Below are 25,591 nucleotides of genomic sequence, written 5' to 3' on the forward strand. Positions count from 1 at the left end.
TCAATCGCATGTGCTCAATTAAGCCTGAACCTTCTTGGGCTCGTCCTCCTTGTAGGTGACGTAGGTCAGCGCGAAGGAGATGACGCAGGCGATCACGATGCCGATGGCATAGTAAATCATGTTGGTGATGCCCTCAGTGCCCGCAGGATCGATGTAGACGGGCAGGCCGAGCAGACCGGAGTAGCCCATCATGAACTGCTTGGCACCCATGAGGCCCATAAAACCGCCGCCGATAGCGGAAGCGATGCAGGACATAACGAACGGGGTCTTCTTGGGCAGGGTAACGCCGTAGATAGCAGGCTCGGTGGTACCAAACATACCAGTGATGGCAGCAGGGATGGCAATGTCGCGGATGCTCTTGTCCTTGGTCTTCACAAGCACGGCGAGAACAGCGCCAACCTGAGCATGAGTGCAGACCTGGCGGCCGCCGAAAACGGCGTCATAGCCGAGGGCGCTGATGTTGTTAAGAATAAGGGGGACAACGGCCCAATGAAGACCGAAGATAACGAGCACCTGCCACAGGCCACCCAGAACCGCGCCGCAAAGCAGGCCGCCGACAACGGGAATCTCGTAGATGGACTGGAAGAAGAGGGCCAGCAGGTTGGTGAGGACGCCGGCAACGGGGCCGATGACCAGATAGGTAAGGGGCACGAAGATGATCAGCGTCAGCATGGGCGTAGCGAAGAAGCGCAGGGCTGCGGGGATCTTCTTGTCAACGGCGTTCCAGAACTTGGCGGCGCAGAGCACGGCCAAGATGATGGGAACAACCGAGCTGGTGTAGCCAGAGCTGGGGAACACGATGGGCAGGCCGAAGAACGTGTTGGAGTAGCTCATCTCCATGAAGGTGCCACCGAAGACGGAGCCGATGGCGTCGGCCGACTTCATGGCAACCATGTTGGGATAGCAGAGGGCGGCACCCATAGCGCCACCCACGAACTGGTTCATGCCGAACTTCTTGGCCGAGGTGATGCCGAGGAAGACGGGCAGGAAGTAGAAGAAGCCGTCGGCGAACGCATAGATGGTCTGGTAGGCACCGTCAGTGGAGGTCACGACGCCCAAGAAGGCCAGCAGCGACAGCAGGCCCTTGGTCATGCCGGAAGCTGCAAGAACGGGAATGACGGGCTGAAGAATGCTGGAAATGAGGTCGATCAGAACGTCGACGGGCTTCTTGGGAGCGCCGTCGCCCTCGCCCTCGCCCTCCTCGAGGGCGTTGCCATCCTCGTCGACCAGGCCACCGGCCTGGAACTTGCCGATAGCAAGAACGGTGTCGTACACGTCGGTTACGTGCGGGCCGATAACAACCTGATACTGGCCGCCGGCGTGCATAACCTTGATCACGCCGTCGGTATTCTCGAGGATCTCGTCGTTAGCCAGCGACTCGTCCTTGAGCTTGAAGCGCAGGCGGGTAACGCAGTGAGCCAGGCTCTTTACGTTGTCCTTGCCGCCCACGTTCTGGATGATGATGCGCGCCAGGCCATCATATTTGCTTGCCATGTCCACTCCTTTTCCAAATGTCGGGCATAAACGTATATGTACTGACGTGCATACTCGCGGCGCCTGCGAGCTTGCACGGTCGATACCGATCTAAAAGACCTGCTCTTTTTCGGGGGACATCGAAATGAGGTACATAAGCAAGTAGAAGCGCTCCTCGTCCGTGAGCTTCCATCCGTGTTCTTGCTTGAAATACCGCGCAATGGCCTTGGAGGTCGCGTTGGCGGTTGGATAGTTCTTGGCGATATCCATAATGAGGTCGAGTTCGGCGTTGAGCTTTTCTCCCCCATCCATCAGGCGCTTAACAAGAAACTTGAGATGCGTGACAAAACGCACGTAGGAGTGGCTGCGCCTTTCGATCGGGCGACCGTGGCACATCTTCTTCTCGACGATGGCGGTAACGTCCCCAATGATGGTGAGGGTCTTCTGCACATCATACAGGCTTCTGGCCTTGGAAGAACCGCAGCCCTCGGCGCTAGTAATGTGCAAGGCTATCGAGCAAGCCTCGGTTTCGGGGAGCCTAACCCCACAGGCGCCATCCATAAAAGCGAGGCCGGTCTTGCCAAGCTCATACTCGACCGGATAAGCCAGAGGGATATCAGCGGCAAGGGGATTCTCTATGACGACGCCCTCGGCAAACCGCTCGGCCGCAAACTGAAGATGGTCGGCCAGCGTGAGATAAAGATTGGGATTGAGCTTACAATCGAGCTCGATCTCGGCCAGGCGGACTATGTCCATCGAGACACCGATGACCTCGCCCGAGATGGAGTTGATGCTCTTGAGCAAATCTTCGTTGACATGGCGAAACACGCGATGAATCTGAGAGGTCTCTTCGAGCTCATATGGCGGTTTGCGAAACCCGAGACCCTTGCCGAACACGACGAGTTCGTTGCCGTCGGCATCTTCTGCCATGGCCACGTTGTTGTTGATGCGCTTGGTAATCAACATGAAAAAACTCCTCTCAAGACTCGACATAGACCAATAGGATGCGCCCGCGCGAACAGGACGTTTGTTCTATGGGCTTCGTCTTGCCTCACTGAGGAGTAACAACCGAAAATTTTAAAGCATGATAGCGCCTAAGCGAGGAGTTTGAACCTGAAAATTATAATTTCCCCACTCGCTGCGCGATTTCTACCACTCGCCCTGAACGGGGATCAAGGTTTCGTATGCCTGCAGTCGAAATTCGAGCAGGTCATCTCGAGTCTTTGAGCTCTTTTACCAAAACGTCAGAAAGAACCTCGAACACCGCGCGGGCCGATATGCCCCCTTCCCCCCAGCGCACATGCACCGCACGCCGATAATGCTTGTCACGGTAAACAATCGGGACCTCAAGATCGCATATGTTGACGTGTGCCTCGGAAACGCCCGACCACTCGACCGCGCACACGCATCGATATGCCGTAAGAATCGTCGAATCTGGCCGCGCCGTCGCACACGCCTCGCGAACGAGTCCTTCGGCGGCGGGGTCGTGAACGACAAGTCGGCTGCGCAACGTCTCATGACGTTCGTGCGTTCGTTGAGCGAGCCGGCGGTCGAGTTGCAGCAGGTCTTCCTCGCTCGGAAGGGCAGGGACCACCAAGGCGCTCGGATGCATGAGCACGCTCGAGGGATCGGTGGCCAACTCCACCACACCCTCGCCCGCAGGTGTCGGCCACGCTGCAGGACGGACTTCAGCGATATGGAGCTTTCCACGCCATCGCTCCGCAAGCAACCCGCGAATACGCCCAACGACCGCTGCGTTCTCGTCGGTATAGAGCACGGCAGCGTCCACTGACCGCGCACGCTCCAGCGTTTCCGCAAGCACCAGGGCAAGCAGCGCGGCCTCGGCCTTCGAAACGCGTCCCTGCATCGTGCGATCCAAGAATCTTGTCACCAGATAACTCGCCAGCGGATAGCGCGCGACGGTTTCGCTGGCGTGGTAATTGAGCAATCCGTGTCCCGCAGTTGCGCGTCGCATGGCCCCGTCCATGTGGCACGCCACACGTTCACACGTCGAGGGATCGAAAAAGATGGAGCTCTCGCCCACCATAAGCGCCGCCTCGCACAGCAGTTGAGCGGCAAGCGCCGAAGCTCGGGGGCTCGGAACAACCGGGACGACGCACTCGTCGAGCAAACGCGCTAGCGCCGCAATCTCAGCGTCATCGAGCTGTCCCAGCTGAGCTCGTTCCATACGAACCGCAAGACGCTGGGCGCTGTCCCGCCCCTCTCCCTCATCTGCAACAACATAACGAACCGTCAGGCCGCGCTCGGTTCGAATCAACGAGAGCGCGCACCAGGTTGCCACACGCTTTGCATCGTCCCCCGAGAAACGCCCCTCCACAATCGGCGCTTCGAGCTCATGCTCAACGAGCCCCAAAACAGAAGCGCACGTGCGCCAAAAACGTTCTTGCTCAACCGGGGTGTCGAAGACAGCATCCAAACAATCGCGAGAAATCCATTTTGAGGCCTCGTAGCGTCGTTCTTCCTCGCTCGCGACTATCGAAGCCCCGTCTTTTGCCGAGACCTCAAACACCAAATGAGGCAAACGAGCGATGCGATACCGCACAACGTCGAGCTGAGCGGCCACCGTGGAGCGAGACACGTACAAACGCGCGGCCATTTGCGCAAGCGTTTGCGGCTCTTCCCCCAGGGCCAATAGCAAAAACACTTGCGCATAACGTCGCCTGATGCTGTGGTGGCCAGCGTGGACGTTAAAGTCTTCTGCAAGCTTTAAGCGCATGCAGTCGTCCAATCGCACGATTCGATAGCCCAGACGCGTGCTCGACTCCACGTCAGCCGACGCACCAAGCTGTTCGCGCACCGCCGCGATCTCCTGCTTAACCAGTCGAGTGCTCACCGATAGGCGCTTCGAGAGCTCGGAAGCAGTAGCCCACCCGTCCGCTCCTACCAAAAGCATCACCAAACGCACCTGTCGCTGTGTAAGCATCGCATCCCTGCGCATCGACATCCCAAACTCTCCCCCGCCCTCGCAACGCCAAAAATCGGCTGCTCATGCAGGGCCGACTTTCGGTCGGTTACCTTCCCTATTAGAAGTGAAATCAATCGAACATGCAACCTGGAGAACCCATCGTTAAATAAAGGCAACGGCAGGCCCAACTAGAAAGGTTCAACCATGGCAGACGCATTGCACATTCCGGACGGCTTTCTCTGGGGCGGCGCGACCGCCGACTTCCAGTGCGAGGGCGGCTTCGGCGAAGGCGGCCGCGGCCTGCTCACGCGCGACTTTGAGACCGACGGCAACCAGGAGCAGCCGCGCCAGATCACGCTCAAGATGCCCGACGGCAGCCGAACCTCGGTGAACAGCAGCTTCTTTATGTGCGAGCCGTTCCCCGAGGGCGCCGTCCCCACCATCTACGACGACTGCTACTACCCCAGCCACCAGGCCGTGGACTTCTATCACCACTGGCGTGAGGATATCGACTACATGGCCGAGATGGGCTATGGCGTGTACCGGTTCTCCATCACGTGGAGTCGTATCTTCCCGCTGGGCGATGAGGAGAAGCCCAACGAGGAAGGCCTCGAATTTTACGAGGACGTCGTCGACTACCTGCTCTCCAAGAACATCCAGCCACTCATAACCATCTGCCACGACGAGGTACCCGCCTATCTGGCCGAGAAGTACAACGGCTGGGAAGATCGCCATGTTATCGATTGCTACCTCAAGCTTTGCCGCGCGCTGTTCGAGCGCATCGGCAGCAAGTGCAAATACTGGCTCACCTTTAACGAGATCAACGCCATCGCCGGCTACATCGCCACCGGCTCGCCCAAGACCGACCCGCAAACGCACTACACCTGCATTCACAACATGTTCCTGGCGAGCGCCAAGGCCGTGGTTCTCGGACACGAGATGATGCCCGGCTCGATGTTCGGCACCATGTATGCGCTCTCCGAGGTATATCCCGCCACCTGCAACCCCGACGACGTGTTCCGCCGCATGCAGTTCCGCCACATGAGCCAGTTCTTCTCCGATGTAATGGCCCAGGGCTACTATCCCTATTACGCGCAGGACATTTTCCGCAACCTCGGTGTTGACCAGGCCGCCTTCATGCAGGAGAGCGATGCCGAAGTACTTGCCGCGGGCCCGCTTGATTACGTGACGTTCAGCTACTATCGCAGCGCCATCATCCACGCCGATACCGAGCTTAAGCGCCTGGGCGGCGACATGAACAACCCCTATCTCAAGAACTCCGACTGGGGCTGGCCGATCGACCCGGTTGGTCTGCGCTACGTCATGAACGAGGTCTACGACCGCTACCGCAAGCCGATCTTTATCGTCGAAAACGGCTTAGGCGCCTATGACAAGATCGAGGAGGACGGCACCATCGACGATCAGTACCGCATCGACTACCTGCGCGATCACCTGCGCGAGATGGCAAAGGCCATCTGCATCGATGGTGTCGATTGTCTCGGATACACCATGTGGGGCTGCTTCGATCTGGTGAGTCTCTCCACCGGCGAGATGGCCAAGCGCTACGGTTTTGTGTACGTCGATATGGACGACAAGGGCAACGGAACACTCGAGCGACGCAAAAAGAAGAGCTTCGACTGGTTCCAGCGTGTCTGCGCCACCAACGGCGATTCGCTTTGGCAGGACTAAGCAGATTAGCAAGCTCATTGCTCACAGCATGACATTGAGTAAAAAGCGACCGAAAGCCTAGGGCACATACAAGACAGGGCGCTGAGCAAGACGAATGTTCTGCTCAGCGCCCTAGAGCTCAACGCTCTCAAAAGAGAACGCCTGCAGCGCGAGCTCCACGAGTTTCGCCGTCCTCGCCTCGATCTGTTCCCCGGTCCAGCTATCCGTGCTCACGAGGTCCTCGTTCAGGTTCAACCCGCTCCGGTAGCCTACGTACGCCCCGCTCGAGTCCTTACGCTCGCGCTTCTCGACAAAAGGCAGGTTGCCCAGGTTCGAGTTATAGCCCGTTAAGGTGAGGTTCCCCAACGTGTGCACGCATGCCGCCTGGATTTCCCGGGCCTTGTCCTTATCGCCGCCGCCAATCATCTTGACCCAACTCGACGGGATGTTCTCTCCTTGTGGGAAGATGTGCTCGATCGTCCAAACGTAGTTGCCGGACGAGTTACGCTCCCAGAGGCCCTTCATCTGCTTGGTCACGCTCGGCTCTGCCAAAGTGGCAAGAATGAACCTCGTCATATCGGGGTTCACGTCGTTGCGCGCGACGGCGACTTCGCGCGGCGAGCGGCCGGCGATAAGCTCGCGAGCAGCCTGGACCATGCGCACGCACGCCTCCGTCGACGTGCGGTGGGCGTGGGTGATGGCCGAAACGGCCCGCACTTCGTCGTCGGCCGCACTTGTGAAGGCCGGCGGCACGGTGCGCATGAGGGAGCCGTTGCCGTTGTCGCGCTCGCCGGAAAGCCCGCGACCGACGCGCAGGGCCGTCGCCGCGGCGTTGCCGGTGTCGAATAGCCGCTCGCAAGTGCAAGCGTCGTCGTTGTACCACGCGAGGAACTTCTTGCGAATGTCGTCTGCGTCAATGCGCCCCAGCTCACGGTAACTGTCGCAGATAGCGAGCGTCATCGAGGTGTCGTCGCTCCACGTACCTGCCGGCTGATTATGCGTGCCGTGGCCCTCCATGCCCGTGCACGTAAAGGAGCCGCGCTGCAGCACAAAATCGACCTCGCCGACCTTCGATTTGTTGTAGTACGACAAGCGGAATCCATGGGCAAGGAGCTCCTGTGCCACCACGTTCTCGAGAAAAGACCCCTGGTTGATCGATAGGTCGCCTTGGATGATGTCGAACTGAACCGCTCCCACCGAGGCAGCGCTCAGCAAACCGCAGTCACGGAGAAAGAGCTTGAACAAGTTATGTTGCAGATTAATCTGCAGGAGCACAGTCGGTGCGCTTACGTTGCAACAAGGCAACGCGACCCCGGCATCGGCAAGCCACATCAAATCGCTCTCGTAGCGTTCCATCCGGGCGGTCTTGGAAAGGTCGCTCAGCTTAAAGCGGCGGTTCTTCTTATTCAGCTGAGCCGGAATGGCATCGAATATGGCGTTGACGTGGACTTTGTTCGGAGCGTACTTGACCACATCCTAGCGATAAAGCGCCAAGATACCCCGCTGGACCTCCAGCACCCGCGCAGGACCACCCGTGTCCACGAGCTTCTAGGGTTGGATTCCCGCGGCCACCGCGCTGCAGTCCAGCTGTTAAGGGAGCACATGGCAAGAAGGGCTTCTCGCCAACCCGCAGCCTCCTATAGCTTGCGCCCGAGCTGCGTGAGTTTGAACTGGTCAGATTTGGTCTCCTGAACCTCTCGGCTGAACTCCAGACCGGCCTCAAAACCGAATGCGCCGATGCCCCCGCCCGCAACATGCGGGACGTCAGAAACGTACCGACCACCGGAGTCCTGGACCTTCTCGACGATCCTTGCAAGCATCCCATCCGAGACGATTGTGGGAGAAGCGACGACGTAGCCCATCTCGGTCGCTCGATCCGCCAGCTCCCAGAGAAGAACGGTCTTACCGCTTCCTCGCTGGCCGAGAAGGACGGTCGAGCGCTCTTTACTCCCCGGCACGGAGTCAAGGCCCGCGATCAATCCATCGAGGACAAGCTCCCTGCCCACAAGATACGTAGGCCTGTTTCCGAATGCCGGCGAGAAGATCGTGTCCTTGATCATCGTAGATCCCCTTTCCTTTTTTCCTATTTGTCAATTACCTGCGGTAATGTGCTTTTGCCGCAACGGGAAATCCGTTGTGGGACACCCCGGTAACGGCGAGTGCGTCTTGAAGGACGACGTGGCAGGCGTTCTGGAGAAGCTCCGCGCCGCCGACGCGATCGTCTTCGCCTCGCCCATCTACTGGTTCGATATCACGGCGCAGGAGAAGGCCGCGATCGACCGCATGTACGCCTTCGGCGGCCTCGACTTCCTCATCCGTCAACCCCTTGAACTCAATGGTCGTTCGTCTTGCCACGTCAACGATCGTTACAGCAAAGCCCATCAGGCGCACCGGACAACAAGTAGCCCACCGACGCGGCGGCCGGGTCCGCGCGTCCTCGGCATCGCGCAGCCCCGCGCCGCACAAATAACGCCCGCAAACAGGGGCCGAAGCGTTTCAACAGGAAGATTCATGCCGAAGTCTCAACTTACGGGCATAAAGAACCGAAGCGCTACGTGATCGGCGTCTTTCGGTGCGCCACGTCGTGGAACACGAAGAAATCCGGCCTATGCCGAGACTGTGTGCACTCGAACATAATCCCATCGTTTGTGAACACACGGTTCGTCATGATGGCCATGTAGCTGCCATCCAAAAGCTCCAGCAGCTCGTAGTCCCTCTTGGTCGCCGGCTCAACAGTGATCTCTCGCATGCTCTGCGAAATGCCGAGGCCCAGCGTCCCTTCGAGGTACTCGTAAATGGATTGCGCAGCGACCTCCTTGGTGAGCCCCTCAACAGCGCTCGCCAAGAAGTAGCTGTTGTCTCGGATGGCCGGCTCGCCGCCGAATGTGCGGAGACGCTCCACGTGCAGCAGCTCGGTGCCTTCCTCGAACCCCGTCCGCTGAGCCAATGCCTTGTCGGCGCAAACCGGCTCGAACGTGCTCACCAGCGTTATTTGCTCGACCCCCATGCGCGCCATGCTCTCGGTGAAGGTCTCGATGCTGCCGACCTCAAAGAGTGCTCTCTCGCGCGGCCTAAAGATCACGCGGACACCCTTACCTTGGATCGGTTGCACGAGGCCTTCTCCCGCGAGCGTGGCGAGCGCCTTGCGGAGCGTGTTGTGTGAGCAGGAGAAATGCTCGGTCAGCACAGCCTCTGAAGGCAGCAGCGACTGAAACGGGTAGGTTCCGTCCGTAATGTCTTCGCGCAGGTCGCGGTAGATATTTTGCCAGATGGCCCTCATGAATCGTCCTTGTCTTTTTCATTGCCGACCGAGCCAAATTATAGAAGCAAGCCTTATGGTCGATGTGACGTTCGCGCTGAAATTCCTACCGTTCGCCCTACTTATTCAAATAAGATGGGTTTCCACCTGACTTATTCAAATAGGTCAGCCTATACTGCGGAGCAGCTTATTCAAATAAGTGGCCGCAGGGAGCAGGGGGCTCGTAACGGCCAAGGAGGAAAGGGAGGAAGACATGGGCAAGTACGCTCAGGATGCGGCGAAGCTGCTCAAGCTCGTCGGTGGCAAAGAGAACATCGCCGCGGTGAGCCACTGCATCACCCGCATGAGGTTCGTCCTCAACGACGAGTCCAAGGCAGACGTGCCGGGCATCGAGGCGATCCCCTCCGCTAAGGGCACCTTTACCCAAGGCGGGCAGTTCCAGGTCATCATCGGTAACGACGTCAAGACCTTCTACGACGAGTTCGTCGAGATCGCCGGCGTCGAGGGCGTCTCAAAGGACGCTGCCAAGGCCGCGGCCAAGCAGAACCAGAACCCGCTGCAGCGCGCCATGACCGTCATCGCCGAGGTCTTCGCGCCGATCATTCCCGCTGTCATCGTCGGCGGCCTTATCCTCGGCTTCCGCAACTGCATCGACTCCATCTATTTCTTTGGCGACGGCACGCTGACCCTCGTTGACGTGAGCGCCTTCTGGGCCGGCGTCGACAGCTTCCTATGGCTCATCGGCGAGGCTGTCTTCCACACGGGCATCCCCGTGGGCATCTGCTGGTCCGTTACCAAGAAGATGGGCGGCACCCCGATGCTCGGCATCGTCCTCGGCCTTACCCTGGTCTCCGGCCAGCTGCTCAACGCCTACAGCGTCGCCGGCACCGCCGCCGCAGACATCCCGCAGTGGGACTTCGGCTTCGCCCAGGTCAACATGATCGGCTACCAGGCGCAGGTCATCCCCGCCATCCTCGCGGCCGTGACCCTCGGCTTCCTTGAGCGCTTCTTCCGCAAGATCACGCCCGAGGTCGTCTCTATGATCGTCGTGCCGTTCTGCTCGCTCCTGCTTGCCGTCATGGCCGCCCACTTCGTCCTCGGCCCCATCGGCTGGTGGCTCGGCAGCGGCATCTCCAGCATCGTCTACGCCGGAATCACCGGCCCGCTCTCCGCTGTGTTCGGAGCGGTCTTCGGCGCCCTCTACGCCCCGCTCGTCATCACCGGCCTGCACCACATGACCAACGCCATCGACCTGCAGCTCATTGCCGACTTTGGCGGCACCATGCTCTGGCCCATGATCGCACTGTCCAACATCGCCCAAGGTTCCGCCGTCCTCGGCATGGCCTTCCTGCAGCGCAAGAACGAGCACAACCAGCAGATCAACATCCCGGCCATCATCTCCTGCTACCTGGGCGTCACCGAGCCCGCCATGTTCGGCGTCAACCTCAAGTACACCTTCCCGTTCGTGAGCGCCATGACCGGCTCTTGCATCGCTGGCCTGCTCTCTGTGGCCACACAGTGCACCGCGAACGCCGTCGGCGTCGGCGGCCTGCCGGGCATCCTCTCCATGCAGCCTGCGAGCTGGGCGATGTTCGCCGTGTGCATGCTCATCGCCATCGTGGTCCCGTTCGTACTCACGGTTCTGGTCGGCAAGAAGAAGGGCATCGACGTCGAGGCTGAGCGCGAGGCCGCCGAGATCGCGGCTAAGCTCGCCGCCTAAGGCCGAGCACAAGCAATAAGGGATCGATTACGTCTGCTACGGGTGCCCGCAAGACAGCGGGCACCTTCGCACACAATAAGGAAAGGTGCGGGGATGAGTACCCTCGATATCTCGAACAAGGTTGTCTACCAGATCTATCCCAAGAGCTTCAAGGACTCAAACGGCGACGGCTGGGGAGACCTGCGCGGCGTCACCTCCAAGCTCGACTACCTGGCTGAGCTCGGAGTCGACTACATCTGGCTCACGCCGTTCTTCCCATCACCTCAGCGCGACAACGGCTACGACGTAGCCGACTATCGTTCCGTGGATCCGCGCTATGGCACGATGGCCGACTTCGAGGAGCTCTCTCGCGAGGCACATGCCCGCGACATCGGCATCATGCTCGACATGGTGTTCAACCACACCTCAACCGAGCATGAGTGGTACCAGAAGGCCATCGCCGGCGACAAGCGCTACCAGGACTACTACCTCTTCTGCGAAGGCGCCCCGGGCAAGCTCCCCAGCAACTGGGCCTCCAAGTTCGGTGGCCCCGCCTGGCAGTGGGAGCCGGCCGTGGGCAAGTGGCGCATGAACCTCTACGACCCCTCGCAGGCCGACCTTAACTGGCGAAACCCCGAGGTGCGCCGCGAGTGCGCCGACATCGTCCGCTTCTGGAAGGAGAAGGGCGTCGATGGCTTCCGCTTCGACGTGGTAAACAACATCTCCAAGCCCAAGACCTACAAGGACGACTTCATCGGCGACGGCCGCCGCTTCTATGTAGACGGCCCGCACGTGCACGAGTACCTGCAGGAGCTGGTGCGCGAGGCCGGAATCGACGCCACTGACGGCTTCATGACCGTCGGCGAGATGTCTTCCACCTCGCTCGAGGCCTGCCTGGGCTACACCAACCCCGCCGACCGCGAGCTCTCCATGGTCTTCTCGTTCCACCACCTCAAGGTGGACTACAAAGACGGCCAGAAATGGGCCCTCATGCCGGCGGACCTCAACGAGCTGTACCGCCTGCTCTCCACCTGGCAGGAGGGCATGCAGGCCGGCGGCGGCTGGAACGCCTTGTTCTGGGACAACCACGACCAGCCGCGCGTTGTCTCGCGCTTCGGCGACGACGGCAGGCTCCGCGTGCCGTCCGCCAAGATGCTCTGCCTGTTCATGAACCTGTTGCGCGGCACACCCTATATCTACCAAGGCAACGAGCTCGGCATGACCAATGCTCACTTCACGAGCATCGAGCAGTACCGCGACGTGGAGAGCACCAACTACTACCGCATCCTCATGGACGAGGAGGGCAAGACATCCGAGGAGGCGCTGCGCATCGTCGCCGAGCGCTCGCGCGACAACGCGCGCACGCCCATGCAGTGGGACGGCAGCGCAAACGCCGGCTTTAGCACCGGCGAACCATGGAGTACCATGGCCTGCGACGCGCCCGACTGCAGCCAGGCGGAGATTTGCGTGGAACGCGAGGTGGCAGATCCCAATTCCATCTTCGCCTTCTACAAGCAGGTGAACGAGCTGCGCCACCAGATGCCGGTGGTGTCCCGCGGCAAGGTTAAGTTCCTGGACGCCGGCTCCGCTCCGATGTTCGAGTATTGTCGCTTCGGCGATCTTGTGGTTGGAGAGAAGTACGACGCCGCGACCGCCACGACCGCTGACCTCGCCGCGCCGGGCTCCCTGCTCGTGCTCGCCAACTTCGGCGGCGAGCCGCGCACCATGGGAGAAGAGGCGAAGGCACTTTTAGCCAAGGGCGAGTGGGACGTGCTGCTGCGCGCGTACGACGACGCGCCTTCCGACGACAAGCTGCGTCCCTACGAGGGCGTGGTTTACATCCGCAAGTAACGTTCAGCGCGCCTCCGGTCGATCCGGCGGCGCGCCTTTCTTTGGAGATATGCAATGGGACGCATCAGACTCATCGCGAGCGACATCGACGCTACGCCGCTCTTCGATCGGCGGGCCAGAACGCTCAACCCAGATGCGCTCGTTGCCGTTGAGCACGCGCTCGACGCTGGGATCGTGTTTGTCGCCGCGAGCGGTCGGCAGTGCTTCAACATGCGAAATCTATTCGGGTCCCTCGCCGACCGGCTCATCTACGTATGCGATAACGGGGCGCTCGCCCTGCAAGGCAGCAAGGTCCTCCACAACGCGCGGTCGACAGAGAGCAACTTCTCAAATTGGCTCACTCGGTGCTTGAATCTGAGCACCTGCACCTCTTGCTGAGCGGAACCAAGACGTGTTACGTCTCGGAGAGGGACCCGATTTTCTTTGACCGCATGGAAAAAGTCCTCGGAAACCCGACGATACCTTTTGGGCACCCCGACAACATCAATGATGCGCTGGTCAAAGTAGGTGTTTAGTTCGACAATACAAGCGATACGGAGACCCAAACGGAGGTCGAGAGCCTAAAAGGCTCGTTTCGGCGGCTCCTTCGAAATCGTCAGCTCCGACGTCAACTGGTGCGACATCGTGCGCCGCTTCGAGCTTAGTCAACACGCGAGGCGCTCGAATATTCTCATCGCCGTTGGGACCGGATGACCGCTGATTCAGGTCACCGGGTACGCACAGCAACAAAAAAATCGCCGACCCAAGGCCGGCGACGCATTGACGCGCGCGATTCAAGCGCTTATTTGTTTCCGTACCAGGAGATTCCCTCGTAATTCCAGCCGGCCTCTCGCAGGCCCGAGATCTCAGCCCAGCTCGTGGTGTAGTGGTGCGTGCCCACGGATGCATACGGGTTATACACGCGATACAGCGGGACGCCGTCGCTCGTGTCGGCCGAGTACCAACCGATGCCCTCATAGGTCCAACCGGCTTTCTTGCACTCCTCGACCTCTTTCTCGTCGAGGGTATAGTGATGATCACCGCCTGGGGCGTACTTGTTGTACAGGCGATATACCGGGGTCGAGGAGGACTTCGGCGCGTACCACGAAATGCCCTCGTAGTCCCAGCCGACGGCGTCGAGCTTAGAGACCTCGGCCGCATCCGCGGTATAGAAGTGCTCGCCGGTATAGCGGTTGTAAAGGCGATACATGGTGTTTGCGCTCGTGTTCTTGGAGCTGCCGGACGACGAGCCGGAGCTGTCGGAGCCAGAGCCGCGTGAAGACGACCCGCTCGAAGACGAGCTGCTCGACGACCCTTTGGCCAAGACCTTGTCGACGGTAGCCTTGCTGACCGTGCTGTAGCTCACGTAAATCGTCTCGGAGCCGGACTGCGACGACTTGGACACGTAGCTCTCAGACCCCGCATCGGCAAAGGTCTGCGCCCAGTAATAAGTGCCGCCATAGTAGAAGCAACCGATGCCCACCGAGGTGTAGTCGCCCGAGAGCATATTCTGCTTGTGGCCCGCGCTGTTCATCCAAGCCGTGGTAACGGCAGCGGGCGTCGTCTGTCCCATGGCCAGGTTCTCGCCTATCGAATACCAATCCACGCTACTGGGGATCGCCGTCGACCACTTGGTGCCGTTCGGACGCGTGTGGGAAAAATAAACCGCCGCCTCGGCCGCGCGCTGCATGGCGACCTTCTGGAGCGTCGAGTTCATGACCAGGCGATTCTTGCCGGCGCTGGAGCGCTCGTTGTTCAAAAGCGTGAGCTGCTGTGCGGCGAAGTCGTAGCGCATCGTTCCGTTGAGGGTGATGACGGCATCCGAAGAAGAAGCGAGCGTGACCTCAGCCACATCCTCCTCGACAAGGGGATCAAACGCGTCGTAATCACGCGCCTCGACGGCTCCGTCGTCGGAGATGACATCGGCAGCGCCCGCGTAATCGGCGTCGTCTGCGTCGTGGGCGGCTTCGTCGCCGTCGGTCGCGGACCCAGCACAGGCAACCTGATCTTCCGGGTGGAACGCGCTATCTGAGAGAACGGTAGCGAACACGCCGTCTTCGGCAAAAGCAGCGACGGGCAGAGCAGCCATGCCGAGCAGCGAAAGGGCCAGCACGACGGCGAAACCACTGTACCGAGCGCTTCTCATGAGCTCTCCTTTCGTAAAGGCAATGCTGATAATTACTTAATATATACCTCATATTCTCTCGCCGAAGATTAAGCGTTCATCAAGGCAATCAAATGGGCATCGGCTGCAATTTGGGGACAGACACCTTTGTGAACACGAACCTCGGTATCGGTAATAGACCCAAAGATTCGGCGATATACTCGCGACCACGACGCGCATGCAAAAAGGTGTCTGTCCCCAAATTGCAGTCGAGCCGCTGAACGTGCTTTTGCACGCATGGGCACGCGCTGCGCCGCGCGCCCGCGAATCCCGTGGTATCCTCTCCTACGGCGTCTGCCCTCGGGCCGGCGATCCGCGCTGTTCGGGTCCGATATCCAGCGCGTTAGAAGCTAAAACCAAAGGAGCAAAGGAATACGTATGTTTAAGGACATCATCGAGGACTACAAGGTCCTCCTGCGAAGCGTCCCCGCTTCCACCGTCACCGTGTTCGTCGTCAGCGTCATTCTCATGAACCTGCTGGCAAACAAGGAGCTCGTGAGCTTCCCTTACCTCGCGCTCGACTGCGGCTTCACCCTCTCGTGGATCGCGTTTTTGTGCCAAGACATGATCTGCAAGCGTTTCGGGCCGAAGGCCTCCGTTAAGATGTCTATCCTCGCGCTCGGGTGCAACCTCGCGGTGAGCCTACTGTTCTGGCTCGTCAGCCTCGCGCCCGGCATGTGGGGCGCCTACTACGACACGGGCCTCACCGAGGTCAACTCGGCGCTCAACGCCACCATCGGCGGCTCGTGGTACGTCGTGCTCGGCAGCTCGGCGGCCATGCTCTGCTCGTCGTTTGTGAACTCGCACGTCAACCAGTTCATCGGGCACCTCACCGACGACGGAAGCTTTGCCAAGTTCGCGCTGCGAAGCTACGTCTCCACCGGCATCGGGCAGTTCGTCGACAACCTGGTCTTCGCCCTCATCGTGTCGTACAACTTCTTTGGCTGGACGCCGGTACAGGTCATCACCTGCTCCATCACGGGCGCCCTAGCCGAGCTCGCCTGCGAGATCCTGCTCTCCCCCGTCGGCTTCCGCGTCGCTTCCGGCTGGGAGCGCGAGGGCGTGGGCGAGGCCTACGTGCAGAAGCACGCGTCCGAGCTCGAGGCGCGCGCGTAATGAACATCCTTATCACCGGGACCTCGTCGGGCATCGGGCTCGCCGCGACCGAGAAGTTCTTGGCCGAGGGGCACCGCGTCTGGGGGCTCGATGTTGCGCCCGCAAGCCTTGAGCACCCTTCTTACCAGCACTTTATTTGCGACGTGACGGATGAGGCGAGCCTGCCCGCGGGCCTCGAGCCCGAGATTTTGGTGAACAACGCCGGCGTACAGGGCTCGGCGGACGACATCGCCGTCAACCTGCGCGGGACCATCAACGTGACCGAGCGCTACGCCTTTGCCGGCGACGCTTCCGGCGAGAGGCGCGAGCTCGGACGGACCCCCGCGCCGCGCATCCGCGCCGTAGTGATGGTCGGATCCGCGAGCGGCCACACGGGCAGCGAGTTTCCCGCCTACGCAGCGAGCAAGGGCGGCGTGGCGGCCTACACCAAAAACGTCGCCGGGCGCCTCGCGCCGCAGGCCATCTGCAACAGCATCGACCCCGGTGGCGTGTCGACCGAGCTCAACCGGCCCGTTATGGACGATGCCGAGCTCTGGGGCCGCATCATGGACCTCACGCCGCTGCGCCGCTGGGCCACGCCGGCCGAGATCGCGGACTGGATCTACTTCATCGGCGTGACGAACCGTTTCATGACGGGCCAAAACCTGCTCATCGACGGCGGCGAGGCCGGCCGCACCGAGTTCGTCTGGCCCGATTAGACGTATTTCCGCGGCCCGCGGACCCGCTTGGCGCGCCCAGCCTTTTACACACCCACTTAAAACGGCGGATATGCGACGCTCGAATTAGAGCCGCGTCGCATATCCGCAGACTTTTGCACCGTCTCGCCGCACTTTGCGGCAGATATGCGACGCGGTGGCAAACTCAACGTCGCATATCCGCCATAAGTGAGGCGTCCAGGCAAAGAAAACCGGCGAAGGGACAGTCCCTTCGTATCATTTAGCGCTTTTTGCCGCGGTAGAGCTCGGGGTGAGCCTTGACGGCCTTGGTGCGGCGGACCATCAGCACCACGCCGCCGGCGAGAAGCGCAACGACAACCAGGTCAAAGACCCAGACGCCAATCTGCCAGGGGGAGACGGCCGTCTTGGTGTAGCTGCCCGGGACCATGCCCTGCAGCGCGTTGGAGTTGGCCACCGTGTACGAGATGTTGTGGATCGCGTTGCGCATGGCGGTGCGCGCCGTGGCGGAGTCGTAGTCGGAGATGCTCCACATGACGGGCATGCTCATGCACAGGTAGGTGTCGCAGCCGGTGCGGACGCAGAGGTCGCGCAGGTTGTTGTCGCCCCAGGTCCAGTAGTCGGAGATGACCATGCCCTCAAAGCCCCACTCGTCGCGCAGAAGGTCCTTGAGCAGCGCGTCGTTGGTGTGGCCGAGGCGCGTGCCCATGCACGTCTGGGTGGCCATGACCGCGGTGCCGGCGCGCATGATGCGGCTCTTGACCTCGCCGGTCTCGGAGTCGGAGTAGCGCACCGTCATTCGAGACTCCTCAAGGGCGATCTCGAACGGACGCAGGTAGAGCTCGCGCATGGCCTGCTCGTCGGCCCAGGTGCACACCAGGGCGGCGCGGCCGGTCTCGGTCTCGTTCATGGCGAAGTGCTTGACGTAGCAGTACATGCCCTGGTCACCGGCACCGCTGATGGCGGCGGCGGCCAGCTTGCCGGACAGCAGCGGGTCCTCGGAGTAGTACTCAAAGACGCGGCCGGAGAACATCGAGCGGTGCAGGTTAATGGCCGGCGCGTACCAGCCGCTGATGCCGTTGGCCAGCGACTCCTGGCCAAACGCGGCGCCCACCTGGTAGATCAGGTCGACGTTCCAGGTGCTGGCCATGAGCGGCGCAAACCCGAACGACGAGCTCTTGGTCATGTCGTAGCCGTTGTCTGCGCCCTGGACCTTGAGGCCGTTGATGCCGTCCATGTCCACGGTGGCGGGCAGGCCGATGGAGCTGATCGCGGCCGTGGTGTAGGCGTCGCCAGAGAAGTTCTGGATGATGTTGTCCTTGTCGGCGCTCCAGTCGATCTGGTCGAGAAGGTCGCTCCACTTGGGGTCGTCATAATCAAGGCCGCGCATGTCAGAGACGGTGAGGCCGTTCTTGGCGCCCGAGGTGGGCTGCTCGGCGACGTAGACCTCGCTGCCCTCGACGTTGCCGTAGGCGGCGTCGGTCTGGACGTCGAAGGTCACAAAAAGGTCGGAGCCCTCGGCAAACTGGGGGGAGATCTCCTTGGTGGCCTGGAACTCGGTCTGGGTGCCGGCCCAGTCGGAGCGGGAGAGCACCTGCGAGTCGGTGTTCATGTAGTCCGAGCTCTGCTGGAACTTGTTGGTTGCGGCCTTGTACTCGGCGGAGTCGTCGACAAGGGCCTCGCCGGTGGTGGCGTCCACGTCGGACTGCGCGGCCTTCTCGGACTCGCGGATGTGGTCGTTGTCGGAGCCGTCGTACCAGATGGTCTCGGCCTGGCTCACCGTGGCGGTGGCGATGACGTCGTGGCTGTTGGCGCGCAGGCTGATGCCGTAGTCGCCGGCCTCGAGCACGTAGCAGCCGGTGGTGCCGTCGCCGTTGTCGTGCGTATAGCAGTAGCTGGCCAGATCCTCCTTGGCAAAGGAGAGCGTGAGCGTCTGGGACTGGCCGGGCTCGAGCAGCTTGGTCTTGTCGAAGGCGGCCAGCACGCAGCTGGGCTTCTCGATCTGGGCCTGCTGGTCAAGCTCGGTGTAGGGCGAGCTGCTGTAGACCTGCACGACCTCCTTGCCGGCCACGCTGCCGGTGTTGGTCACCGTGACGGTGGCCACGACCTGCCCGCCATTCTCGACGACGGAGTCAAGCGTCTGCGAGAAGGTCGTGTAGCTGAGGCCGTAGCCAAACGGGTAGACCACGGCGTCGTCGTAGCTGAAGGTGGAGTCCACCTCGGCCGCCGTCTCGTAGTAGCGGTAGCCCATGTAGACGCCCTCTTGGTACTCGTTGTAGCCGCGGTTGAAGGTGCCGCCGTCCGTATAGCTGCTGGAGGTGGTCGTCAGGTTGCTATAGGTGCCCTGACCTGCGCGGGAGATGTTCTCGTCGCGCAGGAAGTCGGAGGCCCAGATGTCCACGGTGCGGCCGGACGGGTTGACGTCGCCGTCTAGGATGGAGGCCAGCTGGGAGAAGCCGCGCTCGCCGGGGTGACCGTAGTAGACCACGGCATCGACGGCCAGGTCGCCCTCCATGAGGTCGGCGCACTCAAGGGGCGCGGAGCTGACGAGGATCACCACGACCTTGCCGCACTTGGCCTTGGCAGCGGCGATGGTGCCACGCTCGTTGGAGGATAGCGCCAGGTAGTGACGGGTGCCGTCGGAGTAGGCGTCGGACTTCTGGTCCTGGCCCTCCTGGCCGAAGCGCGTGATGAACACGAGGCCCGTGGCGTCAGGGTTGGCGGCGATGCCGTCGTAGATGGTCGGATCGTACTCGTAGAGCTTGCAGTCACCGCCCAGAAGCGAGCCGGCCTCGCCGGCGGCGGTGGTGCCCTCGGCCTCGATCAGAGGCGTAACCTCGCCGGCGGCGTTCATGGCGTCCACGGCGGCGTTGTCGATGGTCAGGCCGGCAAGGCCCTGCTCGGGGGTCACGGGGTCGGCGACCCACTTGGCCGAGCCGCCGGAGGCGTTCTGGCCGTAGCTGGGGTTGAGGTAGGCGTAGCCAAACGGCATGACCGTGGCGCCCTTGGCCAGCGGCAGCGCGGCGTTGTCGTTCTTGAGCAAGACGGTGCCCTCGTCCTGGACCTGCGCGGCCACGGCGTAGGCGGCCTCCTTGGCCTCGTCTGCCGAGGCGGCCTCGGTATAGTAGCTGCCGTCCCAGTCGGCCTTGTCAGACGGGGTGACGATGGTGGTCTCGCCCTTGCCGACGTAGGTGTCCAGCGTGGACTTCATCATCGAGGTGGCCGTGTTGACCGCAAGCGCGATCAACAACAGCAGCACCATCGGGATGATGAGAAGCACGCGGAACTTGAGGTTGCTCATCTTGAGCTTGGGCTTCTTGCCCTTGGGCGCGTCGGCGCCCTGTGGCGCGGCGCCCTGCGGCGTATCTGCCATGTTTCTTCCCTTCTCGCTTGGCCCCGCACGGAACGACGGCCGCGGCGGGGACTCTTCCTCAGGCTAAAAGGTAGCCGCGGTCACCCGCCCGTGCGCAAAGCGGCGAAATCGGTGCGCGGGGCGGCAAAACCGGTTCGCCGCTCGCCGAGGTGGCGTCGGTAGACGGTCGGCCGACCCGTACCATCTATTCGGGGAGGAAAGATGCACCGAATTCTGATAGTGGAAGACGAGGATGGCGCGGCGTCGCAGCTCCAGGCCGCCATCGAGCGCTACGGCCAGGCGCACGAAGAGACGTTCTTGGTCGCGAGGCTGAAGAGCGCCGTGGGGCTCGATGACGCCGCCGACGTTGACCTTCTCTTCATGGACATAGACCTGCCGGGCGGCAATGGCCTGGACGCGGCCATCGAACTGCGCAAACGCAACCGCTCGACGGTTCTCGTTTTTGTGACCAACCTCGCCCAGTACGCCGTGCGCGGCTACGCCGCCGAGGCACTGGACTTTATCGTCAAGCCCTTCTCGTATGGGGACTTCGCCCTGCGCATGGACCGGGCGATGGGCGTGCTGCATCGGTGCGCCGGGCGCTCCATCACGGTGGCCTCGCACGGCGAGACGCACATCTTTGCGGCCTCTGACCTGATCTGCATTGAGGTGCGCGGGCACAACGTGGAGTATCGGCTGGCAGACGGCCAGACGTTTCTGGCGCGCGCAAGCCTCTCTGCCTCCGAGGAGACGCTGGGCGGCTCGCCGTTTCTGCGCGTGTCCTCCGGCTGCGTGATCAACATGGGTCACGTGCGCGGCGTGAACGGCGTCGAGGTCACGCTGACAGGCGGCTCCACCGTCTGGATCAGCCGCGCCAACAAGCGGCGCTGCCTGGAGGAAATCAGCCGCTACCTGGGCGCGGGCGCATGACGGCCGAGCTTGGCCTGGCGAGCATCCTCGGAGTGCTGCTGTGCCTCACGCAGCCTGCCGAGCTGCTGCTGCCGGCGCTGATGATCACGGACTCGCTGCCGCGGCGCGACGACTTCCGCCGCAGGGCCGTCGCGCTGGGCGCTGCCTGGGGCCTCTGCGTGATGGTGGCCACGGTCGCGGCCGGCGCCCTGATGATGGACACGGGCGCGCTGGCGAGAAGCGCGTACTCGTTCTTCTCGTCCGTGGCGATGCTTCTGGCCGCCATCCCCACCATCATCTGCCTCTACGAGGCCTCCGTGTGGAAGGCGTTTTTCTGCGTGGGCGCCGGCTACACCATCCAAAACATCGCGAGCGGCCTGGCCGAGCTCATATTCTTGCTGGTCAGGCGGCTTACACCATTTGACATGGACCCCGGCAGCCTGGGGGACGTGACCGTTTCCGACACCTCGCCCATTGCCTGGCTCATCTCGGCCGCGATCTACATCGTGGTGCTGGCGGTGGCCTACGAGCTGTTCATCCGACGCGTAGGACGCGGCCGCCTCTCCGAGGTAGAGGACCGAAAGATGACGGCCGTGCTGCTGATGGTCATTCTCGCCGTCATCGCGTTTGACGTGGTCAACAAGTACCTGGACAAGCTGGACTACAGCCTGGCCGTGCTGCTGGTGCTGCGCGGCGTGCACGGCGCGGTCTGCCTGTTTGTGCTGTTCGTGCAGTATGAGATGCTCTACAGCCGCGTGCTCGAGGCGCAGATGGACGCCGAGCGGCGCCTGGCCGCCGAGCGCGAGCGGCAGTACCAGCTGAGCCGCCAGAACATCGACGCCATCAACGTGAAGTGCCACGACATACGCCACCAGATCCGGGCGCTGGCCGACGGCGGCGCCGTGGTGGACGCGGGCGCGCTGGAGGACATCGCGCGCGAGGTGGCCGTGTACGACTCGCTGGTCAGCACGGGCAACGAGCCGCTGGACACCATACTTTCCGAGAAGGGCCTGGTGTGCGAGGGCTGCAGGATCACGCTGACCTGCATCGCCGACGGGTCCGCGCTGGGGCAGCTCTCCCCCGCCGAGATCTACGCCCTGTTTGGCAACGCGCTGGACAACGCCATCCGAGCGGTCGTGGAGCTCGACGACCCGGAGCGGCGAAGCATCAGCGTCGTCGTGCGTCGCGTGGGCTCGCTGACAAGCATCCATGTGGAGAACTACTACGGCGGCGACCTGCGCTTTGTTGATGGCATGCCGCAGACCACGCAGATAGGCGACGGCCACGGCTTTGGCACGCAGAGCATGCGGCGCTGCGTCGAGGCCCACGGTGGGACCCTCGCCTTCGGCGCACACGACGGCGTCTTTACCCTGGACGCGCTGCTTCCCGCAGAAAACTAACGACAAAGCCCTGACTTTTCCCACTTTAAATTTGGGAGCTGCGAGTAGCCGTGCCCAAAACGGCAGCGTTTGCCCAGTTGAGCTTCATGGGTCACTCGGGGTTTCCGATTTTAAAGTGTGAAAAGTCAGGGTTCGTTACGCGCCGGCCGCATCCAAGGGCCTTTCGGACCAAAAAACGGCCGGCCCCGCGACGGGAGCCGGCCGAAAGAGTGCAGGGGCGGCCTAGCTCAGACTAGGCCTCGCCGTGGATCTTGCGGGAGATCCAGCCGCGGGGCTTGCCAGCCTTGCGCCAGCGGACCATGCCTACGTGACGACGCCAGAAGTACAGCGCCACCAGGGCAACAACGACCACGTCAAAGACAACGATGCCGGTCTTGATGGTGCCAGCGATGCCCGCCGTGCCGGTCTCAAGCGCGTCGGAGTTGGCCACCATGTACAGCACGTTGTGCGTGGCACGACGCAGCGCCTGGTGGCCAGCCGCGGTGTCGGTGGTGTCGCTCGTCATCCGAAGGTCCTGCAGGAAGTTCAGGTTGAGGTCCTGACCCGCGCGCAGGCTGCGGTTGACGTCGGATGTGGCCCCGGCCATGGTGCAGTCGGTGATCACGGCGCCGCGGAAGCCCCACTCGCCGCGAAGCACGGTGGTCAGCAGCGCATAGCTCTCGGCCGTCGGCGTGGTGCCCAGGCGGTTGTAGGAGCTCATCATGCCCGTGCAGCCGCCCTCCTTGACGATGATCTCAAACGGGCGCAGGTAGATCTCACGCATGGCCTGCTCGTTCAGCCAGGTCACAAGGCCGCCGTCGGCACGGTGGGTCTCCTGGTCGTTGGCGGCAAAGTGCTTGGTGTAACAATAGACGCCGTTGGCCTGGATTGACTTCACCTCGGCGGCAATGACCTTGCCAGCCAGAAGCCCGTCCTCGGAGACGTACTCGTAGTTGCGGCCGCCGAACGCGCTGCGGTGCGTGTTGACGGCGGGCGCGTAGACGCCGGCCACGCCGTTGGCCTTGGCCTCGGCCGCAAACAGCTCACCCAGGCGAGAGGCCAGCTCGACGTTCCAGGTCTGGCCCAGCACGCTCTGGCCGGTGAACTGCGTGCCGTTGATGCCCACCATCAGGTTGTTGATGCCGTTGGGGCCGTCACACTCAACGAGGGCAGGCTTGCCCACGGACTCCACGCTAGCGGTCAGCCAGCCGGCGTTGCCCACCAGGATCTTCATCTCGGACAGGCTCACCTGGTCGAGAAGATCGCTCCACTTGGCGTCGTCGTAGTCCAGGCCCTTCATGTCGGCCAAGGTCAGGCCGTTCTTCTTGCCGGTGACGATATCCTCGGTCTCGGAGTTGTCCAGCGGCTCGGGGTCGGTCAGGGCCTTGACCTGCTCAGCCGTGGCCTCCTTGGTGGCGGCGGCGCGAGTGGTGGGCATGGTGCCGGCCCAGTCAGCGCGACTCACGTAGGTAAGACCGTCGCCGTTGCTCACGTCGTCGAACTGGTTGGTAGCGGCCACCTCGTCGGAGGAGCGCTTGCCGTCGTTGGCGTCGTTGTAGATGACATCGGCGTCAACGTGGACGGTCTGGCTGGCCACCACGTTGTGCGAGTCGGTCTGCAGCTGGATGCCGTAGTCGCCGGCCTCCAGCACGTAGGCGCCGCCCTCGGCCTTGACGCCGGAGTAGTCGTAGCTGGCCATGTCCTCGCGAGCAAAGCTGATGCTCAGCGTCTGGGACTCGCCGGGCTCCAGCAGCTTGGTCTTGTCGAAGCCGGCGAGAACCACGGAGCTCTTCTCGATGCCACCGGTGGTGTAGGGCGCGGCCACGTAGATCTCGGCGACCTGCTTGCCGGCCACGCTGCCGGTGTTGGTCACGGTGACGGTGCAGGTGATGTTGGTGCCGTCGTCAACCACACTGTCCAGGGTCTCGGAGAACGTGGTGTAGCTCAGGCCGTAGCCGAACGGGAACTGGACGGTGGAGGCGTAGTCGATGTAGCCGTCGGCCGCCGCGGTCTCGTAGTAGCGATACCCGACGTAGATGCCCTCCTGGTACTCCACGTAGTGGTAGCTGTCCTGGCCGGCCACAGCGTCACCGGTGCCGCTGAACATCGAGGTGTTGGCGTAGGTGGCGTTGCTGTAGGAGTAGTCGCCGAAGTTGTAGTAGCTGGGCGCGGACTCCACGGCGTACGGGAACGTGTCCACGGTCTTGCCGGAGGGGTTAACCTCGCCGGTCAGCACGTTTCCGATGGCGTTGCAGCCGGTGGCGCCCACGGTGCCCACCCACAGGGCGGAGTCGATGCGCTCGTCCTCGAGCCAGCCGAGCTCCATTGCGTTGGGGCTGTTGAGCACCACGATCACGTGGTCGAAGGTCTCTTCGGCCACGGCGACAAGGTCCTCCTCGTTGGGGGTCAGCTCGAGGTAGCTGCGGCCGGCCTCGGAGCCCTTGTAGTCGGCCATGTCCATGGGCAGGTCGTAGCCCTCGCCGCCCTTGCGGGTGATGACGACGATCGCGGTATCGGAGTACGCGCGGGCGTCGGCGGCCCAATTGGCGTCGTAGCTGGACTGGGGCAGCTCGTAGAGGTTCCAGTCGGTGCCCACCAGGCCGTAGTCGATGGCGCTGGCGGCGTTGGCCTCGTAGAAGCTCTTGAGGTCGGGGTTGACCTCAATGCCGGCGTTGGCCAGGCCCTGGTAGAAGCTCACGTTGCTGGACTCGTCGCCCGCGCCGGAACCGGTGCCGCCATAGGAGAAGTTGTTGCCTGCGGTGGAGCCTAGGACGTTGACCTTCTTGTTGGCCAGCGGCAGGCTGCCGTCGTTCTTGAGCAGGATGATGCCCTCGGCCTCGATCTGCTCGGTGATGTCGGCGGTGTCTTGGCGAGCCTGCTGATAGGTCTCGGTCGTGGTGTCCGGGCGCTTGGTGAACACGTTCACGATGTCCAGGTGCGGGGCGAGAAGCCCCCAGAACGCCACGTTGATGGCGACGATTGCCGCCACCACCAGGCACACGAGCACAAGAAGCGGCCTGTTGGGCCTTCTCGGCACGCGTTCCTTCTTTTCTGTCTGATCTGTCATGTATTCCCTTTCCTTCCATGGGCAGCCTACATTCAGCCTGAATCCTAGGCGGCGAGCGGCGCGGACGGGAAAACG

18 protein-coding genes are annotated in these 25,591 nt (G+C 62.1%); 9 read left to right on the forward strand and 9 right to left on the reverse strand.

What is annotated here, in order from left to right; translation table 11 throughout:
* Positions 1–18 precede the first annotated feature (18 nt).
* The 3 genes from U5709_RS10045 to U5709_RS10055 all read right to left on the reverse strand — a co-directional run bounded on the left by U5709_RS10045 (position 19) and on the right by U5709_RS10055 (position 4,438).
* A complete protein-coding gene (locus tag U5709_RS10045; RefSeq protein WP_321973319.1) occupies positions 19–1,494 on the reverse strand; it encodes a PTS transporter subunit EIIC in 1,476 nt (491 codons plus the stop codon).
* Between the two features lie 90 nt (positions 1,495–1,584).
* Entirely contained in the window at positions 1,585–2,439 is an 855-nt protein-coding gene (locus U5709_RS10050; RefSeq protein WP_321972287.1) for a PRD domain-containing protein, read from the reverse strand.
* A 244-nt stretch (positions 2,440–2,683) separates the two neighbouring features.
* The gene (locus U5709_RS10055; RefSeq protein ID WP_321973320.1) at positions 2,684–4,438 is read right to left on the reverse strand and encodes an HTH domain-containing protein; all 1,755 of its coding nucleotides are present in this window, start codon (positions 4,436–4,438) and stop codon (positions 2,684–2,686) included.
* Positions 4,439–4,603: 165 nt separating this feature from the next.
* Here U5709_RS10055 and U5709_RS10060 point away from each other — a divergent pair, with 165 nt between their 5' ends.
* A complete protein-coding gene (locus tag U5709_RS10060; RefSeq protein ID WP_321972285.1) occupies positions 4,604–6,088 on the forward strand; it encodes a glycoside hydrolase family 1 protein in 1,485 nt (494 codons plus the stop codon).
* Positions 6,089–6,199: 111 nt separating this feature from the next.
* Here U5709_RS10060 and U5709_RS10065 read toward each other — a convergent pair whose 3' ends face one another.
* Positions 6,200–7,540, reverse strand: a complete 1,341-nt coding sequence (locus tag U5709_RS10065; protein ID WP_321973321.1) for an ADP-ribosylglycohydrolase family protein — start codon at positions 7,538–7,540, stop codon at positions 6,200–6,202.
* A 164-nt stretch (positions 7,541–7,704) separates the two neighbouring features.
* A complete protein-coding gene (locus tag U5709_RS10070) occupies positions 7,705–8,127 on the reverse strand; it encodes an ATP-binding protein (protein WP_321973322.1) in 423 nt (140 codons plus the stop codon).
* Between U5709_RS10070 and U5709_RS10075 the strand changes: the two genes are divergently transcribed.
* Positions 8,120–8,626, forward strand: a complete 507-nt coding sequence (locus U5709_RS10075) for a flavodoxin family protein (protein WP_321973323.1) — start codon at positions 8,120–8,122, stop codon at positions 8,624–8,626. The two genes, U5709_RS10070 and U5709_RS10075, sit on opposite strands and share 8 nt — an antisense overlap.
* Here the strand turns inward: U5709_RS10075 and U5709_RS10080 are convergent.
* Positions 8,619–9,347, reverse strand: a complete 729-nt coding sequence (locus U5709_RS10080) for a UTRA domain-containing protein (protein ID WP_321972281.1) — start codon at positions 9,345–9,347, stop codon at positions 8,619–8,621. The genes U5709_RS10075 and U5709_RS10080 overlap by 8 nt on opposite strands.
* A gap of 232 nt (positions 9,348–9,579) precedes the next feature.
* Here U5709_RS10080 and treP point away from each other — a divergent pair, with 232 nt between their 5' ends.
* The 3 genes from treP to U5709_RS10095 all read left to right on the forward strand — a co-directional run bounded on the left by treP (position 9,580) and on the right by U5709_RS10095 (position 13,254).
* The gene (gene treP / locus U5709_RS10085; RefSeq protein WP_321972280.1) at positions 9,580–11,046 is read left to right on the forward strand and encodes a PTS system trehalose-specific EIIBC component; all 1,467 of its coding nucleotides are present in this window, start codon (positions 9,580–9,582) and stop codon (positions 11,044–11,046) included.
* 93 nt (positions 11,047–11,139) lie between these two features.
* Positions 11,140–12,876, forward strand: a complete 1,737-nt coding sequence (locus U5709_RS10090; RefSeq protein ID WP_321973324.1) for an alpha,alpha-phosphotrehalase — start codon at positions 11,140–11,142, stop codon at positions 12,874–12,876.
* Between the two features lie 54 nt (positions 12,877–12,930).
* Entirely contained in the window at positions 12,931–13,254 is a 324-nt protein-coding gene (locus U5709_RS10095) for an HAD family hydrolase (protein ID WP_321972278.1), read from the forward strand.
* A gap of 403 nt (positions 13,255–13,657) precedes the next feature.
* Here U5709_RS10095 and U5709_RS10100 read toward each other — a convergent pair whose 3' ends face one another.
* The gene (locus U5709_RS10100; RefSeq protein ID WP_321972277.1) at positions 13,658–15,001 is read right to left on the reverse strand and encodes a CAP domain-containing protein; all 1,344 of its coding nucleotides are present in this window, start codon (positions 14,999–15,001) and stop codon (positions 13,658–13,660) included.
* Positions 15,002–15,397: 396 nt separating this feature from the next.
* Here U5709_RS10100 and U5709_RS10105 point away from each other — a divergent pair, with 396 nt between their 5' ends.
* Both U5709_RS10105 and U5709_RS10110 read left to right on the forward strand, forming a co-directional pair.
* Positions 15,398–16,135 carry a VUT family protein gene (locus tag U5709_RS10105; protein ID WP_321972276.1) on the forward strand — a complete coding sequence of 246 codons (738 nt, stop codon included), beginning with the start codon at positions 15,398–15,400 and terminating at the stop codon, positions 16,133–16,135.
* Positions 16,135–16,833 carry an SDR family oxidoreductase gene (locus tag U5709_RS10110; protein WP_321972275.1) on the forward strand — a complete coding sequence of 233 codons (699 nt, stop codon included), beginning with the start codon at positions 16,135–16,137 and terminating at the stop codon, positions 16,831–16,833. Before U5709_RS10105 ends, U5709_RS10110 begins: the two co-directional genes overlap by 1 nt.
* A 238-nt stretch (positions 16,834–17,071) precedes the next feature.
* Here the strand turns inward: U5709_RS10110 and U5709_RS10115 are convergent, their stop codons facing one another.
* Positions 17,072–20,182 carry a glycoside hydrolase family 3 protein gene (locus tag U5709_RS10115; protein ID WP_321973325.1) on the reverse strand — a complete coding sequence of 1,037 codons (3,111 nt, stop codon included), beginning with the start codon at positions 20,180–20,182 and terminating at the stop codon, positions 17,072–17,074.
* 201 nt (positions 20,183–20,383) lie between these two features.
* On the opposite strand from U5709_RS10115, the gene U5709_RS10120 reads away from it, so the two are divergent.
* Positions 20,384–21,091, forward strand: a complete 708-nt coding sequence (locus U5709_RS10120) for a LytTR family DNA-binding domain-containing protein (RefSeq protein ID WP_321973326.1) — start codon at positions 20,384–20,386, stop codon at positions 21,089–21,091.
* Positions 21,088–22,470, forward strand: coding sequence for an ATP-binding protein (locus U5709_RS10125; RefSeq protein WP_321973327.1), 1,383 nt, complete (start codon positions 21,088–21,090; stop codon positions 22,468–22,470). Before U5709_RS10120 ends, U5709_RS10125 begins: the two co-directional genes overlap by 4 nt.
* 232 nt (positions 22,471–22,702) lie before the next feature.
* On the opposite strand, the gene U5709_RS10130 is transcribed toward U5709_RS10125, so the two are convergent.
* Positions 22,703–25,516 carry a glycoside hydrolase family 3 C-terminal domain-containing protein gene (locus tag U5709_RS10130; RefSeq protein WP_321973328.1) on the reverse strand — a complete coding sequence of 938 codons (2,814 nt, stop codon included), beginning with the start codon at positions 25,514–25,516 and terminating at the stop codon, positions 22,703–22,705.
* Between the last annotated feature and the right edge of the window lie 75 nt (positions 25,517–25,591).

The organism is Paratractidigestivibacter sp. (assembly GCF_963660155.1).
Taxonomy (GTDB): Bacteria; Actinomycetota; Coriobacteriia; order Coriobacteriales; family Atopobiaceae; genus Paratractidigestivibacter.

Coding starts and splice junctions, on each gene's coding strand:
- U5709_RS10060 (WP_321972285.1), top strand. CDS start 4,604: ATGGCAGACGCATTGCACATTCCGGACGGCTTTCTCTGGGGCGGCGCG.
- U5709_RS10045 (WP_321973319.1), bottom strand. CDS start 1,494: ATGGCAAGCAAATATGATGGCCTGGCGCGCATCATCATCCAGAACGTG.
- U5709_RS10055 (WP_321973320.1), bottom strand. CDS start 4,438: ATGTCGATGCGCAGGGATGCGATGCTTACACAGCGACAGGTGCGTTTG.
- U5709_RS10105 (WP_321972276.1), top strand. CDS start 15,398: ATGTTTAAGGACATCATCGAGGACTACAAGGTCCTCCTGCGAAGCGTC.
- U5709_RS10110 (WP_321972275.1), top strand. CDS start 16,135: ATGAACATCCTTATCACCGGGACCTCGTCGGGCATCGGGCTCGCCGCG.
- U5709_RS10080 (WP_321972281.1), bottom strand. CDS start 9,347: ATGAGGGCCATCTGGCAAAATATCTACCGCGACCTGCGCGAAGACATT.
- U5709_RS10070 (WP_321973322.1), bottom strand. CDS start 8,127: ATGATCAAGGACACGATCTTCTCGCCGGCATTCGGAAACAGGCCTACG.
- U5709_RS10115 (WP_321973325.1), bottom strand. CDS start 20,182: ATGGCAGATACGCCGCAGGGCGCCGCGCCACAGGGCGCCGACGCGCCC.
- U5709_RS10130 (WP_321973328.1), bottom strand. CDS start 25,516: ATGACAGATCAGACAGAAAAGAAGGAACGCGTGCCGAGAAGGCCCAAC.
- U5709_RS10090 (WP_321973324.1), top strand. CDS start 11,140: ATGAGTACCCTCGATATCTCGAACAAGGTTGTCTACCAGATCTATCCC.
- treP (WP_321972280.1), top strand. CDS start 9,580: ATGGGCAAGTACGCTCAGGATGCGGCGAAGCTGCTCAAGCTCGTCGGT.
- U5709_RS10050 (WP_321972287.1), bottom strand. CDS start 2,439: ATGTTGATTACCAAGCGCATCAACAACAACGTGGCCATGGCAGAAGAT.
- U5709_RS10120 (WP_321973326.1), top strand. CDS start 20,384: ATGCACCGAATTCTGATAGTGGAAGACGAGGATGGCGCGGCGTCGCAG.
- U5709_RS10095 (WP_321972278.1), top strand. CDS start 12,931: ATGGGACGCATCAGACTCATCGCGAGCGACATCGACGCTACGCCGCTC.
- U5709_RS10125 (WP_321973327.1), top strand. CDS start 21,088: ATGACGGCCGAGCTTGGCCTGGCGAGCATCCTCGGAGTGCTGCTGTGC.
- U5709_RS10100 (WP_321972277.1), bottom strand. CDS start 15,001: ATGAGAAGCGCTCGGTACAGTGGTTTCGCCGTCGTGCTGGCCCTTTCG.